Source organism: Streptomyces sp. NPDC047017, from assembly GCF_040644175.1.
Lineage (GTDB): Bacteria > Actinomycetota > Actinomycetes > Streptomycetales > Streptomycetaceae > Streptomyces.
Genome location: NZ_JBEYVW010000029.1, coordinates 15036 through 33101, shown reverse-complemented (window position 1 = coordinate 33101; position 18066 = coordinate 15036). Strand labels below are relative to the sequence as shown.

Below are 18066 nucleotides of genomic sequence, written 5' to 3'. Positions count from 1 at the left end.
CCGCCCCCCGGGCGGCGGGTCACCGGTCAGGCGGTCCCGTCCCAGCGGCGCGGACCCGCCCGAAAGCGCGCCCCGCGACCATCGCGGCGGTCGCTCCGGTAGTTCGAGGAGCCCCGCCTGTGATCGTCCCGGGGCATTTTTGCTGCTTCGGCGCGGTCAGGTCCCACGAACACAGACGTACGCGGCTGTCCGCCAGACCGCCGTGTGGTGCTACCGAGGAGGATCCATCAGCGCCGAGCCCCGCATCAACGACCGGATTCGCGTTCCCGAGGTGCGACTTGTCGGTCCCAGTGGCGAGCAGGTGGGTATCGTCCCGCTGGCCAAGGCACTGGAGCTTGCGCAGGAGTACGACCTGGACCTGGTCGAGGTCGCGGCGACCGCCCGTCCGCCCGTGTGCAAGCTCATGGACTACGGGAAGTTCAAGTACGAGTCGGCCATGAAGGCCCGTGAGGCGCGCAAGAACCAGGCGCACACGGTCATCAAGGAGATGAAGCTCCGGCCGAAGATCGACCCGCACGACTATGACACCAAGAAGGGTCACGTCGTCCGGTTCCTCAAGCAGGGCGACAAGGTCAAGATCACGATCATGTTCCGTGGTCGCGAGCAGTCCCGGCCCGAGCTGGGCTACCGGCTGCTGCAGCGCCTCGCGGAGGACGTCCAGGACCTCGGTTTCGTCGAGTCGAACCCGAAGCAGGACGGCCGCAACATGATCATGGTTCTCGGTCCGCACAAGAAGAAGACCGAGGCGATGGCCGAGGCCCGTCAGGCGCAGGAAGCCCGCAAGGCGGACGCGAAGGCCAACCCGGGCCGCTCGCAGAACGCCGCGGACATCGAGGCGCCGGACGAAGAGTCGGCCGAAGCGCCGGCCGAAGCGCCCGCCGAGGAGCACGCCGAGGCGTGACCCCCCGGGACCCCGTGTCCCAGGATGTAACCGAAACAAGAGCGACGCTCCACCGTGCCCGGTTTTCCCGACCGGGCACCGGAGCGCCACCGACGAGGAGAGAACGGCGCTATGCCGAAGAACAAGTCGCACAGCGGTGCCAGCAAGCGCTTCAAGGTCACCGGCTCCGGCAAGGTGCTCCGTGAGCGCGCCGGCAAGCGCCACCTGCTCGAGCACAAGTCGTCCCGCGTGACGCGTCGCCTCACCGGCAACGCCGAGATGGCCCCGGGCGACGCCGCGAAGATCAAGAAGCTTCTCGGCAAGTGACGCCGCGGCGCCCTGTGAGCGCCGTGCGTCAGAACCGGGACCCAATCGTTTCCGGGTCGTGTGCAGATCCCCACGACCCCGCTACAAGGAGTTAACAAGTGGCACGCGTCAAGCGGGCAGTCAACGCCCACAAGAAGCGCCGGGCGATCCTCGAGCAGGCCTCCGGCTACCGCGGTCAGCGTTCGCGCCTGTACCGCAAGGCCAAGGAGCAGGTCACCCACTCGCTGGTCTACAACTACAACGACCGCAAGAAGCGCAAGGGTGACTTCCGCCAGCTGTGGATCCAGCGCATCAACGCCGCTGCCCGCGCCAACGGCATCACGTACAACCGCTTCATCCAGGGTCTGAAGGCCGCGAACGTCGAGGTCGACCGCAAGATCCTGGCCGAGCTGGCCGTCAACGACGCGAACGCGTTCGCCGCGCTCGTCGAGGTCGCGCAGAAGGCTCTGCCCAGCGACGTCAACGCGCCGAAGGCCGCGTGACGCCGCACTGGCCCTGAGCCGGTGACTTGAAGGACCCGCAGGCTTCACGGCTTGCGGGTCCTGTTGTTGGGGGCCCGCGGTCTCGGGGGCCCGCGGCCGTCCGTCCGCCGCGGGGCCGTCGTGGCCGGGCGCGCAGTTCCCCGCCCCCTTTCGGGGGCGCGATCCGTCTGCCGAAGCCGTCCTGAAGCCGTCCTGAAGTCGTCCTGAAGGTGAAGAAGAGCATGCCCCCCGTCAGCCCCGAGCTGATCTCCTCCCGCTCCGCCCGTGTCTCGGCCGCCCGGCGGCTCGCCAAGCGGAACTTCCGGGGGAAGGACCGGCTGTTTCTGGCGGAGGGGCCGCAGGCCGTACGGGAGGCCGCCGGGCACCGGGGCGCGGACGGCGCGGCCACGCTCGTCGAGCTGTTCGCCACCGTCGAGGCCGCCGAGCGCTACGCCGACATCATCGGCGAGGCCCGCGCCGCCGGCGCCCGGACGCACCTCGCCTCCGAAGAGGTCATCGCCGAGATCTCCACCACCGTCACCCCGCAGGGCCTGGTCGGCGTCTGCCGGTTCCTCGACACCCCGTTCGAGGAGATCCTGGCCGCCCGCCCCGCCCTCGTCGCCGTGCTCGCCCACGTACGCGACCCCGGCAACGCCGGCACCGTACTGCGCTGCGCCGACGCCGCCGGGGCCGACGCCGTGGTCCTGACCGACGCCTCCGTGGACCTGTACAACCCCAAGGCCGTGCGCGCCTCCGTCGGCTCCCTGTTCCACCTGCCGGTCGCGGTCGGCGTCCCGGTCGAGCAGGCGGTGGCCGGACTCGGCGCCGCCGGGGTGCGGATCCTGGCCGCCGACGGCGCCGGCGAGCACGACCTCGACGACGAACTGGACCGGGGCACCATGGGTGGCCCCACCGCCTGGGTGTTCGGCAACGAGGCATGGGGCCTGCCGGCGGAGACCCGCGCCCTGGCCGACGCCGTCGTCCGCGTCCCCATCCACGGCCGGGCCGAGAGCCTGAACCTGGCGACCGCCGCCGCCGTATGCCTGTACGCGTCGGCCCGCGCCCAGCGCCCCCGCGGCGCGGCCCGCGGCTGACCGGCCACCGCAGGATTCCGGCCGCCCGGCCTGCGGACGGCCGGAAATCCGACGTCAGGCCCAGGGCCTGTTGCGAAAGTGGCGCCTGCCGCGCGACGCCCGGCACGCCCTCTCGCCGCACCGCCCGAAAGCCCGAGTACGCCCAGTACGGGGGCTTCCGGGCGGCATTCCCCCAAGCTCTTCGAGCAGGGGCCCCCAGAGCACGCACCGGACGCCGCCCGGCCGCCCTCCGGGCGACGACGCCACTTTCGCAACAGGCCCTAGTAGGGTGACCTGCCCGGGGGCCGACTGCACCGTCGGGAAGATGGGGTACGGGATGAGTGTGGGTACGGGCGGCGGGGCGGCGGCGGGCATCGATCCCGACGAGCTGCCCGACGGCCTGGTGATCGCCGACGAGCACGGCCGGATCGTCTGCTTCAACGCCGCCGCCGCCCGGATCACCGCCGTCCCCGCCGACCAGGCCCTCGGGCGGCACCTGGAGAAGGCGCTGCCGCTGGAGGACCTGGAGGGCCGCCGCTGGTGGCCGCTGACCGACCCCTACGGCGGCCTCGCCGTCCGCACCGGCCAGCCCGAACGCAACCTGCTGCTCCACGGCGGCCGGGAGGTCCTGGTCTCGGCGCGCTACGTCCGCGAGCACCCCACCGGACCCGTGCGCCGCCTGGTCGTCTCCCTGCGGGACACCGAGGCCCGCCGCCGCACCGAGCGCAGCCACGCCGAGCTGATCGCCACCGTGGCCCACGAACTGCGCTCCCCGCTGACCTCCGTGAAGGGCTTCACCGCCACCCTGCTCGCCAAGTGGGAGCGGTTCACCGACGACCAGAAGCGGCTGATGCTGGAGACGGTGGACGCCGACGCCGACCGCGTCACCCGGCTCATCGCCGAACTGCTCGACATCTCCCGCATCGACTCCGGCCGCCTGGAGGTGCGCCGCCAGCTCGTCGACATAGGGGCCGCCGTCGGCCGGCACGTCCAGGCGTACGTCGCCGCCGGCCAGCCCGCCGACCGCTTCCTCGTCCGACTGGAGCAGCCGCTGCCCGTGCTGTGGGCCGATCCGGACAAGATCGACCAGGTGCTGAGCAACCTCATCGAAAATGCGGTGCGGCACGGCGAGGGAACCGTCACCATCGACGTCACGCCCGCCGCGTCCCCCCGGGAGGGAGAGGACGCCGGCACGTCGGTCACGGTGAGCGACGAGGGGCCCGGCATCCCGGAGGAGTCCATGAACCGCGTCTTCACCCGCTTCTGGCGGGGCAGCAAGCGCGGCGGCACCGGCCTCGGGCTCTACATCGTCAAGGGCATCGTGGAGGCCCACGGCGGCACCATCACGGTCGGCCGCGCGCCGGGCGCCGGCGCGCGGTTCCGATTTACGCTGCCCGTGGGCACCCCGGCGCACCTGCTCTGACCGCCGGCCGGGGACCCACGGGCGCATTCGCTTTGTCCAGCCCCGTTAGACTCGGCCCTTGGCACCTTTGCGTCCCAGAAACGGAGACGTTCGTCTACGAGTCGGAGACGGGGACCGTCAGCCTGGGGGCACCTCCCAGCGTCAGCTGGGGGACAATCGGAAGCACGGGAAGAGATGTCGGCACCGAATAAGTCGTACGACCCTGTCGAGGTCGAGGCGTTGAAACCGGAAGAGATCGAGCGCATGCGGGACGAGGCGCTCGCCGCCTTCGCCGCCGCGGACTCGCTCGACGCGCTCCACGAGGCCAAGGTCGCCCACACCGGCCCCGCCTCCCCGCTGGCCCTCGCCAACCGCGAGATCGGCGCCCTGCCCCCGCACGCCAAGGCGGACGCGGGCAAGCGCGTCGGCATGGCCCGCGGCGCGGCCAACAAGGCACTGGCCGCCCGCCAGGCCGAGCTGGAGGCCGAGCGGGACGCCCGTGTGCTGGTCGAGGAGGCCGTCGACGTCACGCTGCCCCACGACCGCGTGCCGGCCGGTGCCCGCCACCCGCTGACCACGCTCTCGGAGCGCATCGAGGACATCTTCGTCGCCATGGGCTACGAGGTGGCCGAGGGCCCCGAGGTCGAGGCGGAGTGGTTCAACTTCGACGCCCTGAACATCGGCCCGGACCACCCGGCGCGCAGCGAGCACGACACCTTCTTCGTCCGTGGCGCCGACTCCGCCGCCGACTCGGGCCTCGTCCTGCGCACCCACACCTCGCCCGTGCAGATCCGCTCCCTGCTCCGGCGCGACCTGCCGGTGTACGTGATCTGCCCCGGCCGCGTGTACCGCACGGACGAGCTGGACGCCACCCACACCCCGGTCTTCCACCAGGTCGAGCTGCTGGCCGTGGACGAGGGGCTGACCATGGCCGACCTCAAGGGCACCCTGGACCACATGGTCCAGTCGCTGTTCGGCGAGGGCATGAAGACCCGGCTGCGGCCGAACTTCTTCCCGTTCACCGAGCCGTCCGCCGAGATGGACATGGTGTGCTACGTCTGCCGCGGCGAGTCCGTCGGCAACCCCGACCGGCCCTGCCGCACCTGCTCCAGCGAGGGCTGGATCGAGCTGGGCGGCTGCGGCATGGTCAATCCGCGGGTGCTCACCGCCTGCGGCGTCGACCCGGAGAAGTACAGCGGCTTCGCCTTCGGGTTCGGCATCGAGCGGATGCTGATGTTCCGCCACAACGTCGAGGACATGCGAGACATGGTCGAGGGTGACGTCCGGTTCACCCGGCCGTTCGGGATGGAGATCTGATGCGGGTCCCGCTTTCCTGGCTGCGGGAGTACGTCGACCTGCCGGCCACCGAGACCGGCCGTGACGTGCAGGCCAAGCTCATTCCGAGCGGCCTGGAGGTCGAGACCGTCGAGCAGCTCGGCGCCGACCTCAAGGGCCCCCTGGTGGTCGGCCAGGTGCTGACCATCGAGGAGCTGGAGGGCTTCAAGAAGCCGATCCGGTTCTGCACCGTCGACGTCGGCCGGGCCAACGGCACCGGTGAACCGCAGGAGATCGTCTGCGGCGCCCGCAACTTCGCCGTCGGCGACAAGGTCGTCGTGGTCCTGCCCGGCGCCACCCTGCCCGGCGGCTTCTCGATCAGCGCCCGCAAGACGTACGGCAGGACGTCCCACGGCATGATCTGCTCCACCGGCGAACTGGGCATGGGCGACGACGGCACGCACGGCATCATCGTGCTGCCGCCGGAGCACGAGGCCGGCACCGACGCCATCGAGCTGCTCCAGCTCGTCGACGAGGTCCTCGACATCGCCGTCACCGCCAACCGCGGCGACTGCCTGTCGATCCGCGGCGTGGCCCGCGAGGCCGCCATCGCCTACGGCCGCCCGCTGCTCGACCCGGCCCTGCTGGACGTACCGGCGCCCAACGCCTTCGGCCACCCGGTGCAGATCTCCGACCCGTTCGGCTGCGACCGCTTCACCGCCCGCACGGTGACCGGCCTCGACCCCGAGGCGCGCTCCCCGATCTGGCTCCAGCGCCGCCTGCAGAAGGCCGGCATGCGCCCGATCTCGCTCGCCGTGGACATCACCAACTACGTGATGCTGGAGCTGGGCCAGCCGCTGCACGCCTACGACCGCACCCGCGTCCAGGGCACCGTCGGCGTGCGCCGGGCCGAGCGCGGTGAGCAGCTCACCACCCTCGACGGCGTCACCCGCACGCTCTCCACCGACGATCTCGTCATCACCGACGACCGGGGCGCCATCGGCCTGGCGGGCGTCATGGGCGGCGCCGACACCGAGATCGACGACACCGAGGGCACCACCACCGAGGTCGTCGTCGAGGCTGCCCACTTCGACCCGGTCACCATCGCGCGCACCGCCCGCCGGCACAAGCTGTTCTCCGAGGCGTCCCGCCGCTTCGAGCGGGGCGTCGACCCGCAGGCCGCCTCCGCCGCCGCGCAGCGCACCGTGGACCTGCTGGTGCTGCTCGCGGGCGGCACCGCCGAGGCCGGCGTCACCGAGATCGTGGCGCCCTCCGCGCCGCGCACGGTCACCGTCCCGGCCGACCACCCCGACAAGGTCGCGGGCGTCACCTACGGCCGGGAGACCGTCGTACGGCGGCTCCAGCAGGTCGGCTGCGACGTCATGGGAAATACTGCCGCGTGGAACGCGTCATTGAGGGGTGGTGGTCGGGCGACGGGCGGGCTGGACGAGCTGATCGTCACCGTGCCGTCCTGGCGGCCCGACCTGGCCGAACCGAACGACCTGGCCGAAGAGGTCATCCGCCTGGAGGGCTACGAGAACCTGCCCTCCACGCTGCCCCGGCCGGTGCCCGGCCGCGGCCTGACCGGCCGCCAGCGGCTGCACCGCAGGGTCGGCCGCGCGCTGGCCGGCGCCGGGTACGTGGAGGCGCCGAGCTACCCGTTCGTCGGCCCGGCCGCCCTCGACCAGCTCGGCCTGGCCGCCGACGACCCGCGCCGTACCCAGGTCACCCTCGTCAACCCGCTCTCCGACGAGGAGCCGGCCCTGCGCACGACGCTGCTGCCGGGCCTGCTCGGCGCGCTGCGCCGCAACGACGGGCGCGGCGGCCACGACCTGGCGCTGTTCGAGACCGGCCTGGTCTTCCGGCCCACCGGCGCGGAGGAGACGGCCCTGCGGCTGCCCGCCGACCGCAGACCCACCGACGAGCAGCTCGCCGCCCTCGACGCCGCGCTGCCGCGCCAGCCCCGCCGGGCCGCCGTGGTGCTCGCCGGTGCCCGGGAGCAGGCCGGCTGGTGGGGCAAGGGCCGCCCGGCCGACTGGGCGGACGCCGTCGAGGCGGCCCGCACCGTCGCCCGCGAGGCCGGCGTGGAGCTGACCGTCCGCGCCGACCGGCACACCCCCTGGCACCCGGGCCGCTGCGCCGCGCTGTACGTCGCGGTGGACGGCGCCGAGACCCTCGTCGGCCACGCCGGTGAGCTGCACCCGCGCGTGGTGCAGGCGATGCACCTGCCGGAGCGCACCTGCGCGATGGAGATCGACCTCGACCTGCTCCAGCAGGCCGGGGACGGCATCGCGCGGGCGCCGCGGATCTCGGCGTTCCCGGTGGCCACGCAGGACGTCGCCCTCGTCGTCGACAAGCCGGTCCCGGCCGCCGACGTCGAGGCCGCGCTGCGCGAGGGCGCCGGTGAACTCCTGGAGTCCATCCGCCTGTTCGATGTCTATGAGAACGCCGAGCAGCTCGGGGACGGCGCGAAGTCGCTGGCGTACGCGCTGCGCTTCCGGGCCGCCGACCGCACGCTGACGGTGGACGAGGCGTCCGCCGCCCGTGACGCGGCGGTGGCGCTGGCCGCTGAGCGGACGGGGGCGGTGTTGCGCGGCTAGCCGCGCTTTTTTGCGGGGAAGCGGTGGGGGACTGCGGGTCCGGTCCGCCGGGTGCGGGTCCGGTGTGGCCGGTCGCGCCCGCGCGGCGGAGCCGCTGTTGAAAGCGCCCCGCGCCCCTTTCGGGGCGCGCTTCGCCGCTCTCTCACTCGTTCGGGTGGTAGAAGCCGGGGTTCCGGTTCCTTCCGCCGGACGGGATCGACAGAATCGGACCGGCCCCTCGGGGCCGGTCCGCGCTGTCAGCGCCTTCTGGGGGGCCATGGTCATGATCCGTATCAGGGCTGGGGCTCCGCGCGGAGTGCGGCAGGGCGCCGTCGTCCTGGCCGTGGGCACCTGCACCGGCCTCTTCCTGCACGCCCGGCGGGCCATGCTGCGCGAGCTGCGGCAGGCCCGCGCGGTCGCCGGCGCCGCCCAGGACGCGCTGCTGCGGCCGCTGCCGCCGCGGGTGGCCGGACTGGCCGTGGCCGCCGCCCTGCTGTCCGCGGACCGCGGCGCGGCCGTCGGCGGCGACCTGTACGAGGTGATCGCCACCGAGCACGGCGTACGGGTGGTGATGGGCGACGTCCGGGGGCACGGCCTCGCCGCCCTCGGCACCGCCGCCGTCGTCCTCGGCAGCTTCCGCGAGGCCGCCCACGACGAGCCCGAACTCGCGGGCGTGCTGCGCCGCCTGGAGCGGGCGCTCGCCCGCCACCTGCGCACCCGGGAGGGGACGGGCCATCCGGTCACCGAGGACTTCGTCACCGTGCTCCTGGTGGAGATCGCCCGGGACGGCACCCTGCGCGCCCTCAACTGCGGCCACCCCTGGCCGTACCGGCTGAGCGGGGAGCGCGCCGAACCCGTCTCCCGCATCGCCCCGTTACCGCCGCTCGGCCCCTTCCCGCTGCCGCCCGACCTGCCCGTCGAGACCGCCGGGCGGCTACTGCCCGGCGAGGCCCTGGTCCTCTTCACGGACGGGGTCGAGGACGCCCGGGACGCCCGGGGCCGCTTCTTCCCGCTGCCGGACGTACTGACCGAGGCCGCCCGGGCCGGACTGACCTCCCCGCGGCCCCTCCTGCACGCCGTCCTCGCCCGGCTCGCCCAGCACGCCGGCGCCGGGCCGACGGACGACGCGGCCGTCCTGACGCTGACCCCGGCACCCGCCGCCTGAACCGCCCACGGCCCTGGACACGCCCGCCGGTGGCCGCCGCCCGCCCCGTGGAGTGTCGGGCGACGGGACGGGCGACGACGCGGCGGGCCGCCGCACTGTACGAGGGGGAGCCGGCGGCCCGGCCGGCCTCTTGCGAGGGATCCAGTGAAGCGGCGGGTCACCGTCCGCGACAGCGCGCGCACGCCACGGATGCGCGCACTGCGTTCACACCCCGTGTGAACCCGTCCGCACTACGCTGTCCGCACCGAGCCACCGGGGGGCCCGACATGCAGCCCAACACTCTGCTGGACGCGATCCTGGACGAGGCCGGCGTCTCGCACGCCGGGCTGGCCGCGCACGTCAACCAGGCGGGCCGGGCCCGCGGCCTGGCGCTGCGCTACGAGCACACGGCCGTGGCCCGCTGGCTGAAGGGCCAGCGGCCGCGCGGCCAGGTGCCCGACCTCATCTGCCAGGTGCTGGCGGCCCGCCTGCGCCGGCCCGTCACCCTCGACGACATCGGCCTGGGCGTGCCCGGCGCTCCCGCCGCCCCGCACACCAGCTCGCTGCCCGGCTTCGTGGAGCGTGCCACCGCCCTGTGGCGCGGCGACGAGCAGCAGCGCCCGCACGTCCTGGACGCGCCCGCCATGACCGGCACGCCCGCGGTGATGCCGGTGTGGGAGTGGGAGAACCCGCCCGAGGACACGGACGTCTCCCGGGGCGGCCCGCACCGGGTCACCCCGGGAGACATAGAGATGCTGCGCGCGGCCCGGGCGCACTACGAGCAGATGTACCGCAAGACCGGCGGGGTGGCGACCCGCGGCCGGGTGGTGGGCTTCCTCAACGCCGAGGCCGCCCCGCTGCTGCGCGGCGGCTACACCGACGCCACCGGCCGCCAACTGCACCGGGCCACCGGCGCGTTGGTGGCGATCGCGGGCATCTGCGCGTACGACTCGGACGCGCACGGGCTCGCCCAGCGCTACTTCCACCAGGCGCTGCGGCTGGCCAAGGCCAGCGGGGACCGGGGGCTGGGGGCCTATGTGATAGCGCTGCTGGTGAACCAGGCGCTGTTCCTGCGCGAGCACCGGCAGGCCGTCGCCTTCGCCGAGGCCGCGCTGCGCGCCGCCGGCCGCCGGCTCACTCCCGCGCTCGCCTCCGATCTGTACGCGATGCAGGCCAAGGCGTACGCGCATCTCGGCGACGGGCCCGGCGCGCTGTCCTGCATCCGGCAGGCCGAGCAGGCCGCCGAGCGCATCCGGCGCGGGCAGGAGCCCGACGAGACCGGCTATGTCCAGCCGGGCCTGGTCAATGTCCAGGTGGCAGAGGCGCTGCTCGGCCTCGGTGAGCTGGCCGCCGCCGGGGAGCACGCCGCGGCCGCGGTGGACAACCCCGCGCACGACCGCGGCCGGGTGCACCGGCTGGCCATGCTCAGCACCGTCGAGCTGCGCCGGGGCGACGCCGACAAGGCGGTGCTCACGGCCGTGCGCATGGCCGAGCAGGCCCGGGGGATGGAGTCGCAGCGGCTGCGGGACCGGCTGCGGGCGGTGCGTGAGCACCTGCTGCACAGCGGCTGCCCGGGCACCGCGGAGGCGGCCGAACTCATCGACGGGGCGCTGCGCGTGCCGCTGTGACGACCGCCGTGCCGAACCGTGCCCCGTGCGCGGCCCGCCGTGCGCCTGCTGCGGGGGCCGTACCGGCTGCGATATTGCCACTGACCCGACGGAAGGTGGCAGAACCGTGCAATGGGCGAACAAGAACGAACAAACGGTGTATGCGAACCGCTGGTTCACCGTCAACCTCGCGGATGTCGAACTGCCGGACGGCCGGCACCTCGACCACTTCCTGATACGGCTGCGGCCGGTCGCCGTGGCCACGGTGGTCAACGACGCCGACGAGGTCCTCCTGCTGTGGCGGCACCGCTTCATCACCGACAGCTGGGGCTGGGAGCTGGCCGCCGGTGTCGTCGAGGACGGCGAGGACGTCCCCCGCGCCGCCGCCCGGGAGCTGGAGGAGGAGACCGGCTGGCGGCCCGGTCCGCTGCACCACCTGATGAGCGTGGAGCCGTCCAACGGCCTCACCGACGCCCGCCACCACATCTACTGGTCCGACCGGGCCGAGTACACCGGTCACCCGGTGGACGACTTCGAGTCCGACCGCCGCGCGTGGGTGCCCCTCAAGCTCGTACCCGACCTGATCGCCCGCGGCGACGTCCCGGCCGCCAACATGGCCGCCGCGCTGCTGCTCCTGCACCATCTCCGGCTCGGCTAGCCCGGGGCCCGGCGCCCCGCTGTACGGCGCCGGGCCCGGTGGGGAGCGGCGCGCGGTCAGGCGTACGTGTAGAAGCCCGAGCCGCTCTTGCGGCCCAGCCGGCCGGCGTCCACCATGCGCTGGAGCAGCGGCGGAGCGGCGTACAGCGGCTCCTTGTACTCCTCGTACATCGAGTGCGCGACCGAGGCCACCGTGTCCAGGCCGATCAGGTCGGACAGCTTGAGCGGGCCCATCGGGTGGGCGCAGCCCAGCTCCATGCCGTTGTCGATGTCCTCGCGGGAGGCGATGCCCGACTCGAACATCCGGATCGCGGAGAGCAGGTAGGGGATCAGCAGCGCGTTGACCACGAAACCGGACCGGTCCTGGGCGCGGATCGCGTGCTTGCCGAGCACCTTCTCGGTGAACAGCTGCGCCCGGCTCAGCGTCCCCTCGGACGTGGTCAGCGCCGGGATCAGCTCGACCAGCTTCTGCACCGGGGCCGGGTTGAAGAAGTGGATGCCGATGACATGGTCCGGCCGTGCGGTGGCGACGGCCAGCTTGACCAGCGGGATCGAGGAGGTGTTGGAGGCCAGGATGGCGTCCGGCCGGGCCACCACCTGATCGAGCACCTGGAAGATCTCGGTCTTGACCTGCTCGTTCTCCACCACGGCCTCGATCACCAGATCGCGGTCGGCGAACTCGCCGAGGTCGGTGGTGAAGCTCAGGCGCGCCTGCGTGGCGTCCCGCTCCTCCTCGGAGATCTTGCCGCGCTCGGCCGCCTTCGCCAGGGAGTTGAACAGCCGGGTGCGGCCGATCTCCAGGGCCTCGCCGGTGGTCTCGGCGACCCGGACGTCCAGGCCGGCCCGGGCGCACACCTCGGCGATGCCCGCGCCCATCTGGCCGCAGCCCACCACTCCGACGCGTTCGATGTCGGTCACATCGTCCCTTTCGCTGCTGATCTTCGGCTGTGGCAGGCGGCCCCTCGTGCATGCCTGCTCCGATCGTGCACGTTACCCCCGTCGTGCCGCGGATCGACCGGCCGGGTCGGGCATGCTGACCCGGTGCACGATCCGTGACCGAGCGGATCCACGGCGTACTGGGGGTGCCCGGATGGGCCGAGTGACCCGGCGGGCGTTCACCGCGGCGGCCCTGTCCACCCTGGCGGTGGCCCGGGGGGCGCAGGCCGCGCCCCAGCCGCCGGGCGCGAGCGCCGGGGCGCGCGGCGCGCGGACGGTCACCGAGATGCGCGGGATGTGGCTGGCGAGCGTGGACAACCGCGACTGGCCCTCGCGCGCCGGGCTGAGCACCGCCCGCCAGCGCGGGGAGCTGACCGCGCTGCTCGACGCGGCGGTGCGCCGCAGGCTCAACACGGTGATGTTCCAGGCGCGCCCCGCCGCCGACGCGCTGTGGCCCTCGCCGTACGAGCCGTGGTCGCGGTTCCTCACCGGCACCCAGGGCAAGGACCCCGGCTGGGACCCGCTGGGCACGGCCGTCGAGGAGGCGCACGCGCGCGGCCTGCGCCTGCACGCCTGGTTCAACCCGTACCGCGTCGCCCTGCACGACGACCCGTCCGCGCTCGTCGCCTCGCACCCGGCCCGCAAGCACCCCGACTGGGTGGTGCGCCACGGCGGCAAGCTGTACTACGACCCGGGGCTGCCCGAGGTTCGGGCCTTCGTGCGGCAGGCGATGCTGGACGCGGTGCGCAGGTACCCGGTGGACGGCGTCCACTTCGACGACTACTTCTACCCGTACCCGGTGGCCGGGCAGACCTTCGACGACGACGCCTCCTACGACCGGTACGGGGGCGGCTTCACGAGCCGGGCCGACTGGCGGCGCGACAACATCGACCGCCTGGTGCGCGAGACGGCCGCCGGTATCGCCCGCGTCCGGCCCGGCACCCCGTTCGGGATCAGCCCCTTCGGCGTGTGGCGCAACGCCGCCACCGACGCGCGCGGCTCGGACACCAAGGCGGGCGCGCAGACGTACGACGACCTGTACGCCGACACCCGCAAGTGGGTGCGGGAGGGCTGGATCGACTACGTCGTCCCGCAGCTGTACTGGAACATCGGCTTCGCCGCCGCCGACTACGCCGCCCTGCTGCCCTGGTGGGCCGAGGTGGCGCGGGGCAGCCGGACCCGGCTGTACGTGGGGGAGGGGCTGTACCGGGCGGGCAGCGGGGCGCCGGGGTCGGCCTGGCGGGACCCGGGCGAGCTGTCCCGGCACCTGGCCCTGGCGAAGAAGTACCCCGAGGTGCGCGGGCACGTCTTCTTCGCGGCCAAGGAGGTCGCGGCGGACCCGTCCGGCGCGCTGGCGCGGGTGGTCGCCGACCACTACCGCGAGCCGGCGAGCCCGCCGCGCTGAACCGTCGGGCCAGTCGGGGACGAGACGGGTCAGATGTGCCGGTGTTCCTCTTCCTTGTGGCGGATCTGGCAGTCGGGGCCGGGCGACATCACGGCCTCGTGCCCGTCCGCGAACCGGACCCGGTAGGGCGGATTGCCCTCCGAGCCCATCACTTCGACGACCTCGCTGATCTGGTCGTGCTGGCCGACCACCCGGCCGTGCTGGACGAGCTGGTCGCCTTTGGCTGCGCGCATGGGCGGGGCCTCCTCACCGGATTCGGGGGCAGCTGTCCTGGATGTGTGCGTCTGTGGCGGGGCCGGGACCGTGGTGTGCGGGCCGGTCAGCCGCGCGCCCGCTGGGTGACGGCGATGCAGACGAGCACGGCGGCGGCCGTCAGCGGGGCGGCCGGCGTCAGCCGCTCGCCGAGCAGCAGCACCGACCACACCAGTGTGAGCAGCGGCTGCGCCAGCTGCAACTGGCTGGCCTTGGGGATGCCCACGGCGGCCATGCCCCGGTACCAGACGACCAGCCCGAGGAACTGCGAGCCCACCGCGACCCACAGCAGCCCGGCCACGCTGTGCGCCCCCAGCTGCACCGGCTCGTACGACAGCGCGACCGCGGCGACGGGCACGGTGACCGGCAGGCACAGCACCAGCGCCCAGCCGATCACCTGCCAGCCCGGCATCAGCCGGGCCAGCCGGCCGCCCTCGGTGTAACCGGCGGCGCACACCAGCAGGGCGGCGAACAGATAGCCGTCGGCGGCGGTCAGGGCGCCGCCGCTCTGCTGCACGGTGAAGGCGACCACGGCCGCCGCGCCCGCCAGCGCCGCCGCCCAGAAGGTCCGCGACGGCCGGGCGCCCACGCGCAGCGCGGACAGCAGGGCCGTGGTGAGCGGGAGCAGGCCGACGACGACCGCGGCGTGCGCGGTGGTGGAGGTCTCCAGGGCGATCGTGGTGAGCAGCGGGAAGCCGAGGACCACACCGGCGGCCACCACCGCGAGCGAGGCCCAGTGCCGGGCCGCGGGCAGCCGGACCCGCAGCGCCAGCAGGCAGCCGCCCGCGACGAGGGCGGCGAGCACACTGCGCACGGCCACCAGCGACCAGGGACCGAAGCCCTCCAGGCCCCAGGCGGTGGCCGGGAAGGTGAGGGAGAAGGCGACGACCCCGAGGCCGGCCTGGAGCAGACCGGGGCGGGCGGGGCCGGGGGCGGCGGAGCCCGGGGCGGCGGGGACGCGCGGGGCGGCGGGGGCCGCGGCGGCCGGTGGGGCCGACGGGTCGCCGTCGGATGACTGACGGTCGACCGCTATCCGGGGCCGCGCAGTAGCGCTACTCTGTGCTTCCATGCAAGAGCGTAGCAGCGTCGCCCAGCTGGCCCAACAGCTGCGACAGGATCTGGACCGCTACTCACCCGGCGGAAAGCTGCCGTCCAGCAGGGTTCTCGTCGAGCGGTACCGGGTGAGCCCGGTGACCGTCTCCCGCGCCCTGGCGCGGCTGGCCGCCGAGGGCCTGGTGGTGACCCGCCCCGGCGCCGGCGCCTTCCGCGCCCGGCCGCCCGCCGCCGCGCCCGCCGCCGGGGACACCTCCTGGCAGGCGGTGGCGCTCAGCGCGGACGCCGCAGCGGACCTCGTCCCGCGCACGGTGGACGCCTCCGGTGTCACCGTCTCGCTCGCCGCGCCGCCGACCGGTGTGATCGAGTTCAACGGCGGCTATCTGCACCCCTGCCTCCAGCCCGAGCGGGCCATGGCCGCCGCGCTCTCCCGGGCCGGGCGCCGCCCCGGCGTCTGGGGACGGCCGCCGCTGGAGGGACTGCCCGAACTGCGCGAGTGGTTCGCCCGCGGCATCGGCGGGCCCGGCGGTACGGTCACCGCCGCCGAGGTGCTGGTCACCGCCGGCGGCCAGTCCGGGCTGACCGCCGCCCTGCGCGCCCTGGCCCCGCCGGGCGCCCCCGTGCTGGTGGAGTCCCCGACCTACCCGGGCATGCTGGCCATCGCCCGGTCCGCCGGACTGCGCCCGGTGCCCGTGCCGGTGGACGCCGACGGGGTGAAGCCCGAACTGCTGGCCGAGGCGTTCCGGGCCAGCGGCGCCCGGGTCTTCGTCTGCCAGCCGCTGTTCCAGAACCCCACCGGGGCCGTGCTCGCGCCCGAGCGGCGCGCCCGGGTGCTGCGGATCGCCCGCGAGGCCGGCGCGTTCGTCGTCGAGGACGACTTCGTACGCCGGCTCGTGCACGAGGACGCGGGCCCGCTGCCGCCGCCGCTGGCCGCCACCGACCCGGACGGGGTCGTCGTGCACGTCGGCTCGCTGACCAAGGCGACCTCGCCCAGCTTCCGGGTCAGCGCGCTGGCCGCCCGCGGACCGGTGCTGGAACGGCTGCGCGCGATCCAGGTGGTCGACACGTTCTTCGTGCCCCGGCCGCTCCAGGAGGCCGCCCTGGAACTCGTCGGCTCGCCCGCCTGGCCGCGCCATCTGCGCGCCCTGTCCGCCGAGTTGAAGGCCCGCAGGGACACCATGACCGCCGCCCTGCGGCTGCGCCTGCCCGAACTCGCCCTCTCGCACGTCCCGGCCGGCGGCTACCACCTGTGGGTGCGCCTGCCGGACGGCGCGGACGAGTCCGCTTTCGCCGCCGCCGCCCTGCGCGCCGGTGTCGCGCTCACCCCGGGCCGCCCGTACTTCAGCGCCGAACCGCCCGCCGCCCACGCCCGGCTGAGCTTCGCCGCGGTCGGCGGGACGGCCGAGATCGCGGAGGGCGTACGACGGCTACGGACGGCCTGCGACGAGGTGTTCGGGTGAGACCGGCACGGTCGAGGGAGGTGCCACAGGGCAACGGGAGGTGCCGCAAGAGGGGGGAGGAGGGGGCGCTCAGCGGATGCTCAGTCCCCGCGCGTGTACTCCGTGACCAGCACCAGATCCTTCGCGGGGCCGCCCACCCGCCACACCGACCGCCAGTGCCCGGCGTCCCGGACGGTGAACTCGCCCTCGTAGAGGTCGGCCGCGCACGGATGGCCGACGACGTGCCGGCCCGAGGTGAGGTCGAGGCCGTGGAAGGGGCGCCCGTCCGCGAACCGCACGTCGGCCGTGCCCGGAGCGGCGCCGGGCAGGAACCGCAGGGTGCGTTCGGCGGGACGGGCCACGCCCCGCCAGCGGAACGTCCCGGACTCGTGGTGCAGCAGCCCGCCGCCCGCGAGCGGCCCGAAGACGGTCACCCCGGTGAACTCGCCCGCGTCCCCGCCCGCGAGATCCCGCACCGACCGCTCCACCCGCCAGCTCCCGGCCAGATGGGCCAGTACGTCGCGCACCGGCCAGAACTCGCCCATCCGCGCCCCGCTTCCCGTCTCGTCCGCCTCCGCCTGCCGACCGACATTGTCGCCCCGCCTCAGACGGCGGCGGCCGCGGCCCCCTCGGCGGCCGGTCCGCCGACCGGCAGCAGACCGCGCTCGGCGAAGACCTTCTTCGCGGCGAAGGTGGCGTTCAGCGCCTTGGGCATGCCGCAGTAGACCGCCGAGTGCAGCAGCGCCTCCATGATCTGCTCGGCCGTGAGGCCCACGTTGAGCGCCGCGTTGACGTGCACGTCGAGCTGGGCCTCGCAGCCGCCGAGCGCGGTGAGCATGCCCAGGGTGACCAGCTGGCGGTCGCGCGGCGCGAGGCCCGGCCGGTCGTATATGTCGCCGAACGCCCAGGCCACGACCTGATGGCCCAGCTCAGGGCTGACGTCGGCCAGCGAATCGACGACCCGCTGCCCGGCGTCCCCGTCGATCTTCCGCAGAATCTCCAGTCCGTGGGCGAAACGCTCGTCACGGGTGGTGCCGGCGGTGGCGCTGCGGGTGGTGTTCTCGTTCATGTCGTCTCTTCCGTTCCCGGCTGTTCGTCCGTCTCGTCGAGCAGCCGTTCATAATGATCGATCTTGTCGTCCAGCGCGCCCGCGCTGCGGCGCAGCGCGCGCATCCGGCGGGCCAGTTCGGCGCGGTGCTCCCGGAGCATCGCCAGCCGGTCGGGGACCGTCGCGTCGCCGCGGGCCCGCAGCCGGGCGAAGCGCTGCATGTCGGCGATGGACATGCCCGTCTCGCGCAGCCGCAGCAGGAACTCCAGCCAGGCCAGGTCCGCCGTCTGGTACCGCCGCTGGTTGCCGGTGGTCCGGCCGACACGCTCGATCAGGCCGGCCTTCTCGTAGTAGCGCAGGGTGTCGTGCGTGAGGCCCGTGCGCTCGGCGACCTGGGCGATGGTCAGGGTGGTCTCCCCGCCTTGCCGGAGGGGCTGTCCGCTGGTCATGGGAACACCCTAGAACCTGGAGCGTGCTCCAGGTCAAGCGCGGGTCGCGGGCCGCTCGCCGGGCCGCCCCCGAGGGTCG

18 protein-coding genes are annotated in these 18066 nt (G+C 74.0%); 12 read left to right on the top strand and 6 right to left on the bottom strand.

The annotated features are described in order from the left end of the window. Positions 1-202: 202 nt before the first annotated feature. The 10 genes from infC (at position 203) to ABZ858_RS34400 (ending at position 11406) form a co-directional block, all read left to right on the top strand. Positions 203-901, top strand: a complete 699-nt coding sequence (gene infC / locus ABZ858_RS34445) for a translation initiation factor IF-3 (RefSeq protein WP_361387943.1) — start codon at positions 203-205, stop codon at positions 899-901. 111 nt (positions 902-1012) lie between these two features. Next, on the top strand, positions 1013-1207 hold the full coding sequence (rpmI, locus tag ABZ858_RS34440) for a 50S ribosomal protein L35 (protein WP_004933563.1): 195 nt from the start codon (positions 1013-1015) through the stop codon (positions 1205-1207). Between the two features lie 98 nt (positions 1208-1305). Then, positions 1306-1689 carry a 50S ribosomal protein L20 gene (gene rplT, locus ABZ858_RS34435; RefSeq protein ID WP_006141703.1) on the top strand — a complete coding sequence of 128 codons (384 nt, stop codon included), beginning with the start codon at positions 1306-1308 and terminating at the stop codon, positions 1687-1689. Positions 1690-1910: 221 nt separating this feature from the next. Next, complete coding sequence (locus ABZ858_RS34430; protein WP_361387940.1) at positions 1911-2762, top strand: RNA methyltransferase; 852 nt, start codon at positions 1911-1913, stop codon at positions 2760-2762. A gap of 316 nt (positions 2763-3078) precedes the next feature. After that, positions 3079-4164, top strand: a complete 1086-nt coding sequence (locus ABZ858_RS34425) for an ATP-binding protein (protein WP_361387937.1) — start codon at positions 3079-3081, stop codon at positions 4162-4164. A gap of 174 nt (positions 4165-4338) precedes the next feature. Beyond that, entirely contained in the window at positions 4339-5460 is a 1122-nt protein-coding gene (gene pheS, locus ABZ858_RS34420) for a phenylalanine--tRNA ligase subunit alpha (RefSeq protein ID WP_361387934.1), read from the top strand. Further along, on the top strand, positions 5460-8018 hold the full coding sequence (pheT, locus tag ABZ858_RS34415) for a phenylalanine--tRNA ligase subunit beta (RefSeq protein ID WP_361387931.1): 2559 nt from the start codon (positions 5460-5462) through the stop codon (positions 8016-8018). The genes pheS and pheT overlap by 1 nt, the downstream gene beginning before the upstream one ends. 262 nt (positions 8019-8280) lie before the next feature. After that, complete coding sequence (locus tag ABZ858_RS34410) at positions 8281-9162, top strand: PP2C family protein-serine/threonine phosphatase (RefSeq protein WP_361387928.1); 882 nt, start codon at positions 8281-8283, stop codon at positions 9160-9162. A gap of 266 nt (positions 9163-9428) precedes the next feature. Continuing rightward, positions 9429-10769 carry a transcriptional regulator gene (locus ABZ858_RS34405; protein WP_361387925.1) on the top strand — a complete coding sequence of 447 codons (1341 nt, stop codon included), beginning with the start codon at positions 9429-9431 and terminating at the stop codon, positions 10767-10769. A gap of 106 nt (positions 10770-10875) precedes the next feature. Next, positions 10876-11406 (top strand): NUDIX hydrolase, encoded by a 531-nt coding sequence (locus ABZ858_RS34400; protein WP_361387922.1) that lies wholly within the window; start codon positions 10876-10878, stop codon positions 11404-11406. Positions 11407-11462: 56 nt separating this feature from the next. On the opposite strand, the gene ABZ858_RS34395 is transcribed toward ABZ858_RS34400, so the two are convergent. After that, entirely contained in the window at positions 11463-12323 is an 861-nt protein-coding gene (locus ABZ858_RS34395; protein WP_361387919.1) for a 3-hydroxybutyryl-CoA dehydrogenase, read from the bottom strand. A gap of 172 nt (positions 12324-12495) precedes the next feature. On the opposite strand from ABZ858_RS34395, the gene ABZ858_RS34390 reads away from it, so the two are divergent. Further along, a complete protein-coding gene (locus ABZ858_RS34390; RefSeq protein WP_361387916.1) occupies positions 12496-13746 on the top strand; it encodes a family 10 glycosylhydrolase in 1251 nt (416 codons plus the stop codon). Positions 13747-13775: 29 nt separating this feature from the next. On the opposite strand, the gene ABZ858_RS34385 is transcribed toward ABZ858_RS34390, so the two are convergent. Beyond that, positions 13776-13979, bottom strand: a complete 204-nt coding sequence (locus ABZ858_RS34385; RefSeq protein WP_361387913.1) for a DUF1918 domain-containing protein — start codon at positions 13977-13979, stop codon at positions 13776-13778. An 86-nt stretch (positions 13980-14065) separates the two neighbouring features. Beyond that, positions 14066-15067, bottom strand: coding sequence for a DMT family transporter (locus ABZ858_RS34380; RefSeq protein WP_361387910.1), 1002 nt, complete (start codon positions 15065-15067; stop codon positions 14066-14068). Between ABZ858_RS34380 and ABZ858_RS34375 the strand changes: the two genes are divergently transcribed. Beyond that, a complete protein-coding gene (locus tag ABZ858_RS34375) occupies positions 15066-16511 on the top strand; it encodes a PLP-dependent aminotransferase family protein (protein ID WP_361387907.1) in 1446 nt (481 codons plus the stop codon). The genes ABZ858_RS34380 and ABZ858_RS34375 overlap by 2 nt on opposite strands. A gap of 80 nt (positions 16512-16591) precedes the next feature. On the opposite strand, the gene ABZ858_RS34370 is transcribed toward ABZ858_RS34375, so the two are convergent. The 3 genes from ABZ858_RS34370 to ABZ858_RS34360 are packed head-to-tail and all read right to left on the bottom strand — an operon-like array spanning position 16592 to position 17987. After that, positions 16592-17035, bottom strand: a complete 444-nt coding sequence (locus ABZ858_RS34370) for a DUF6314 family protein (protein ID WP_361387904.1) — start codon at positions 17033-17035, stop codon at positions 16592-16594. Between the two features lie 59 nt (positions 17036-17094). Then, a complete protein-coding gene (locus ABZ858_RS34365; protein ID WP_361387901.1) occupies positions 17095-17559 on the bottom strand; it encodes a carboxymuconolactone decarboxylase family protein in 465 nt (154 codons plus the stop codon). Further along, positions 17556-17987 (bottom strand): MerR family transcriptional regulator, encoded by a 432-nt coding sequence (locus ABZ858_RS34360; RefSeq protein ID WP_361387898.1) that lies wholly within the window; start codon positions 17985-17987, stop codon positions 17556-17558. The genes ABZ858_RS34365 and ABZ858_RS34360 overlap by 4 nt, the downstream gene beginning before the upstream one ends. Positions 17988-18066 lie beyond the last annotated feature (79 nt).

Excerpts from the sequence above, each read along its gene's own strand:
- rpmI (WP_004933563.1), top strand. The coding sequence starts at position 1,013 with ATGCCGAAGAACAAGTCGCACAGCGGTGCCAGCAAGCGCTTCAAGGTC.
- ABZ858_RS34430 (WP_361387940.1), top strand. The coding sequence starts at position 1,911 with ATGCCCCCCGTCAGCCCCGAGCTGATCTCCTCCCGCTCCGCCCGTGTC.
- ABZ858_RS34425 (WP_361387937.1), top strand. The coding sequence starts at position 3,079 with ATGAGTGTGGGTACGGGCGGCGGGGCGGCGGCGGGCATCGATCCCGAC.
- pheS (WP_361387934.1), top strand. The coding sequence starts at position 4,339 with ATGTCGGCACCGAATAAGTCGTACGACCCTGTCGAGGTCGAGGCGTTG.
- pheT (WP_361387931.1), top strand. The coding sequence starts at position 5,460 with ATGCGGGTCCCGCTTTCCTGGCTGCGGGAGTACGTCGACCTGCCGGCC.
- ABZ858_RS34410 (WP_361387928.1), top strand. The coding sequence starts at position 8,281 with ATGATCCGTATCAGGGCTGGGGCTCCGCGCGGAGTGCGGCAGGGCGCC.
- ABZ858_RS34405 (WP_361387925.1), top strand. The coding sequence starts at position 9,429 with ATGCAGCCCAACACTCTGCTGGACGCGATCCTGGACGAGGCCGGCGTC.
- ABZ858_RS34390 (WP_361387916.1), top strand. The coding sequence starts at position 12,496 with ATGGGCCGAGTGACCCGGCGGGCGTTCACCGCGGCGGCCCTGTCCACC.
- ABZ858_RS34385 (WP_361387913.1), bottom strand. The coding sequence starts at position 13,979 with ATGCGCGCAGCCAAAGGCGACCAGCTCGTCCAGCACGGCCGGGTGGTC.
- ABZ858_RS34375 (WP_361387907.1), top strand. The coding sequence starts at position 15,066 with ATGCAAGAGCGTAGCAGCGTCGCCCAGCTGGCCCAACAGCTGCGACAG.
- ABZ858_RS34380 (WP_361387910.1), bottom strand. The coding sequence starts at position 15,067 with ATGGAAGCACAGAGTAGCGCTACTGCGCGGCCCCGGATAGCGGTCGAC.
- ABZ858_RS34370 (WP_361387904.1), bottom strand. The coding sequence starts at position 17,035 with ATGGGCGAGTTCTGGCCGGTGCGCGACGTACTGGCCCATCTGGCCGGG.
- ABZ858_RS34365 (WP_361387901.1), bottom strand. The coding sequence starts at position 17,559 with ATGAACGAGAACACCACCCGCAGCGCCACCGCCGGCACCACCCGTGAC.
- ABZ858_RS34360 (WP_361387898.1), bottom strand. The coding sequence starts at position 17,987 with ATGACCAGCGGACAGCCCCTCCGGCAAGGCGGGGAGACCACCCTGACC.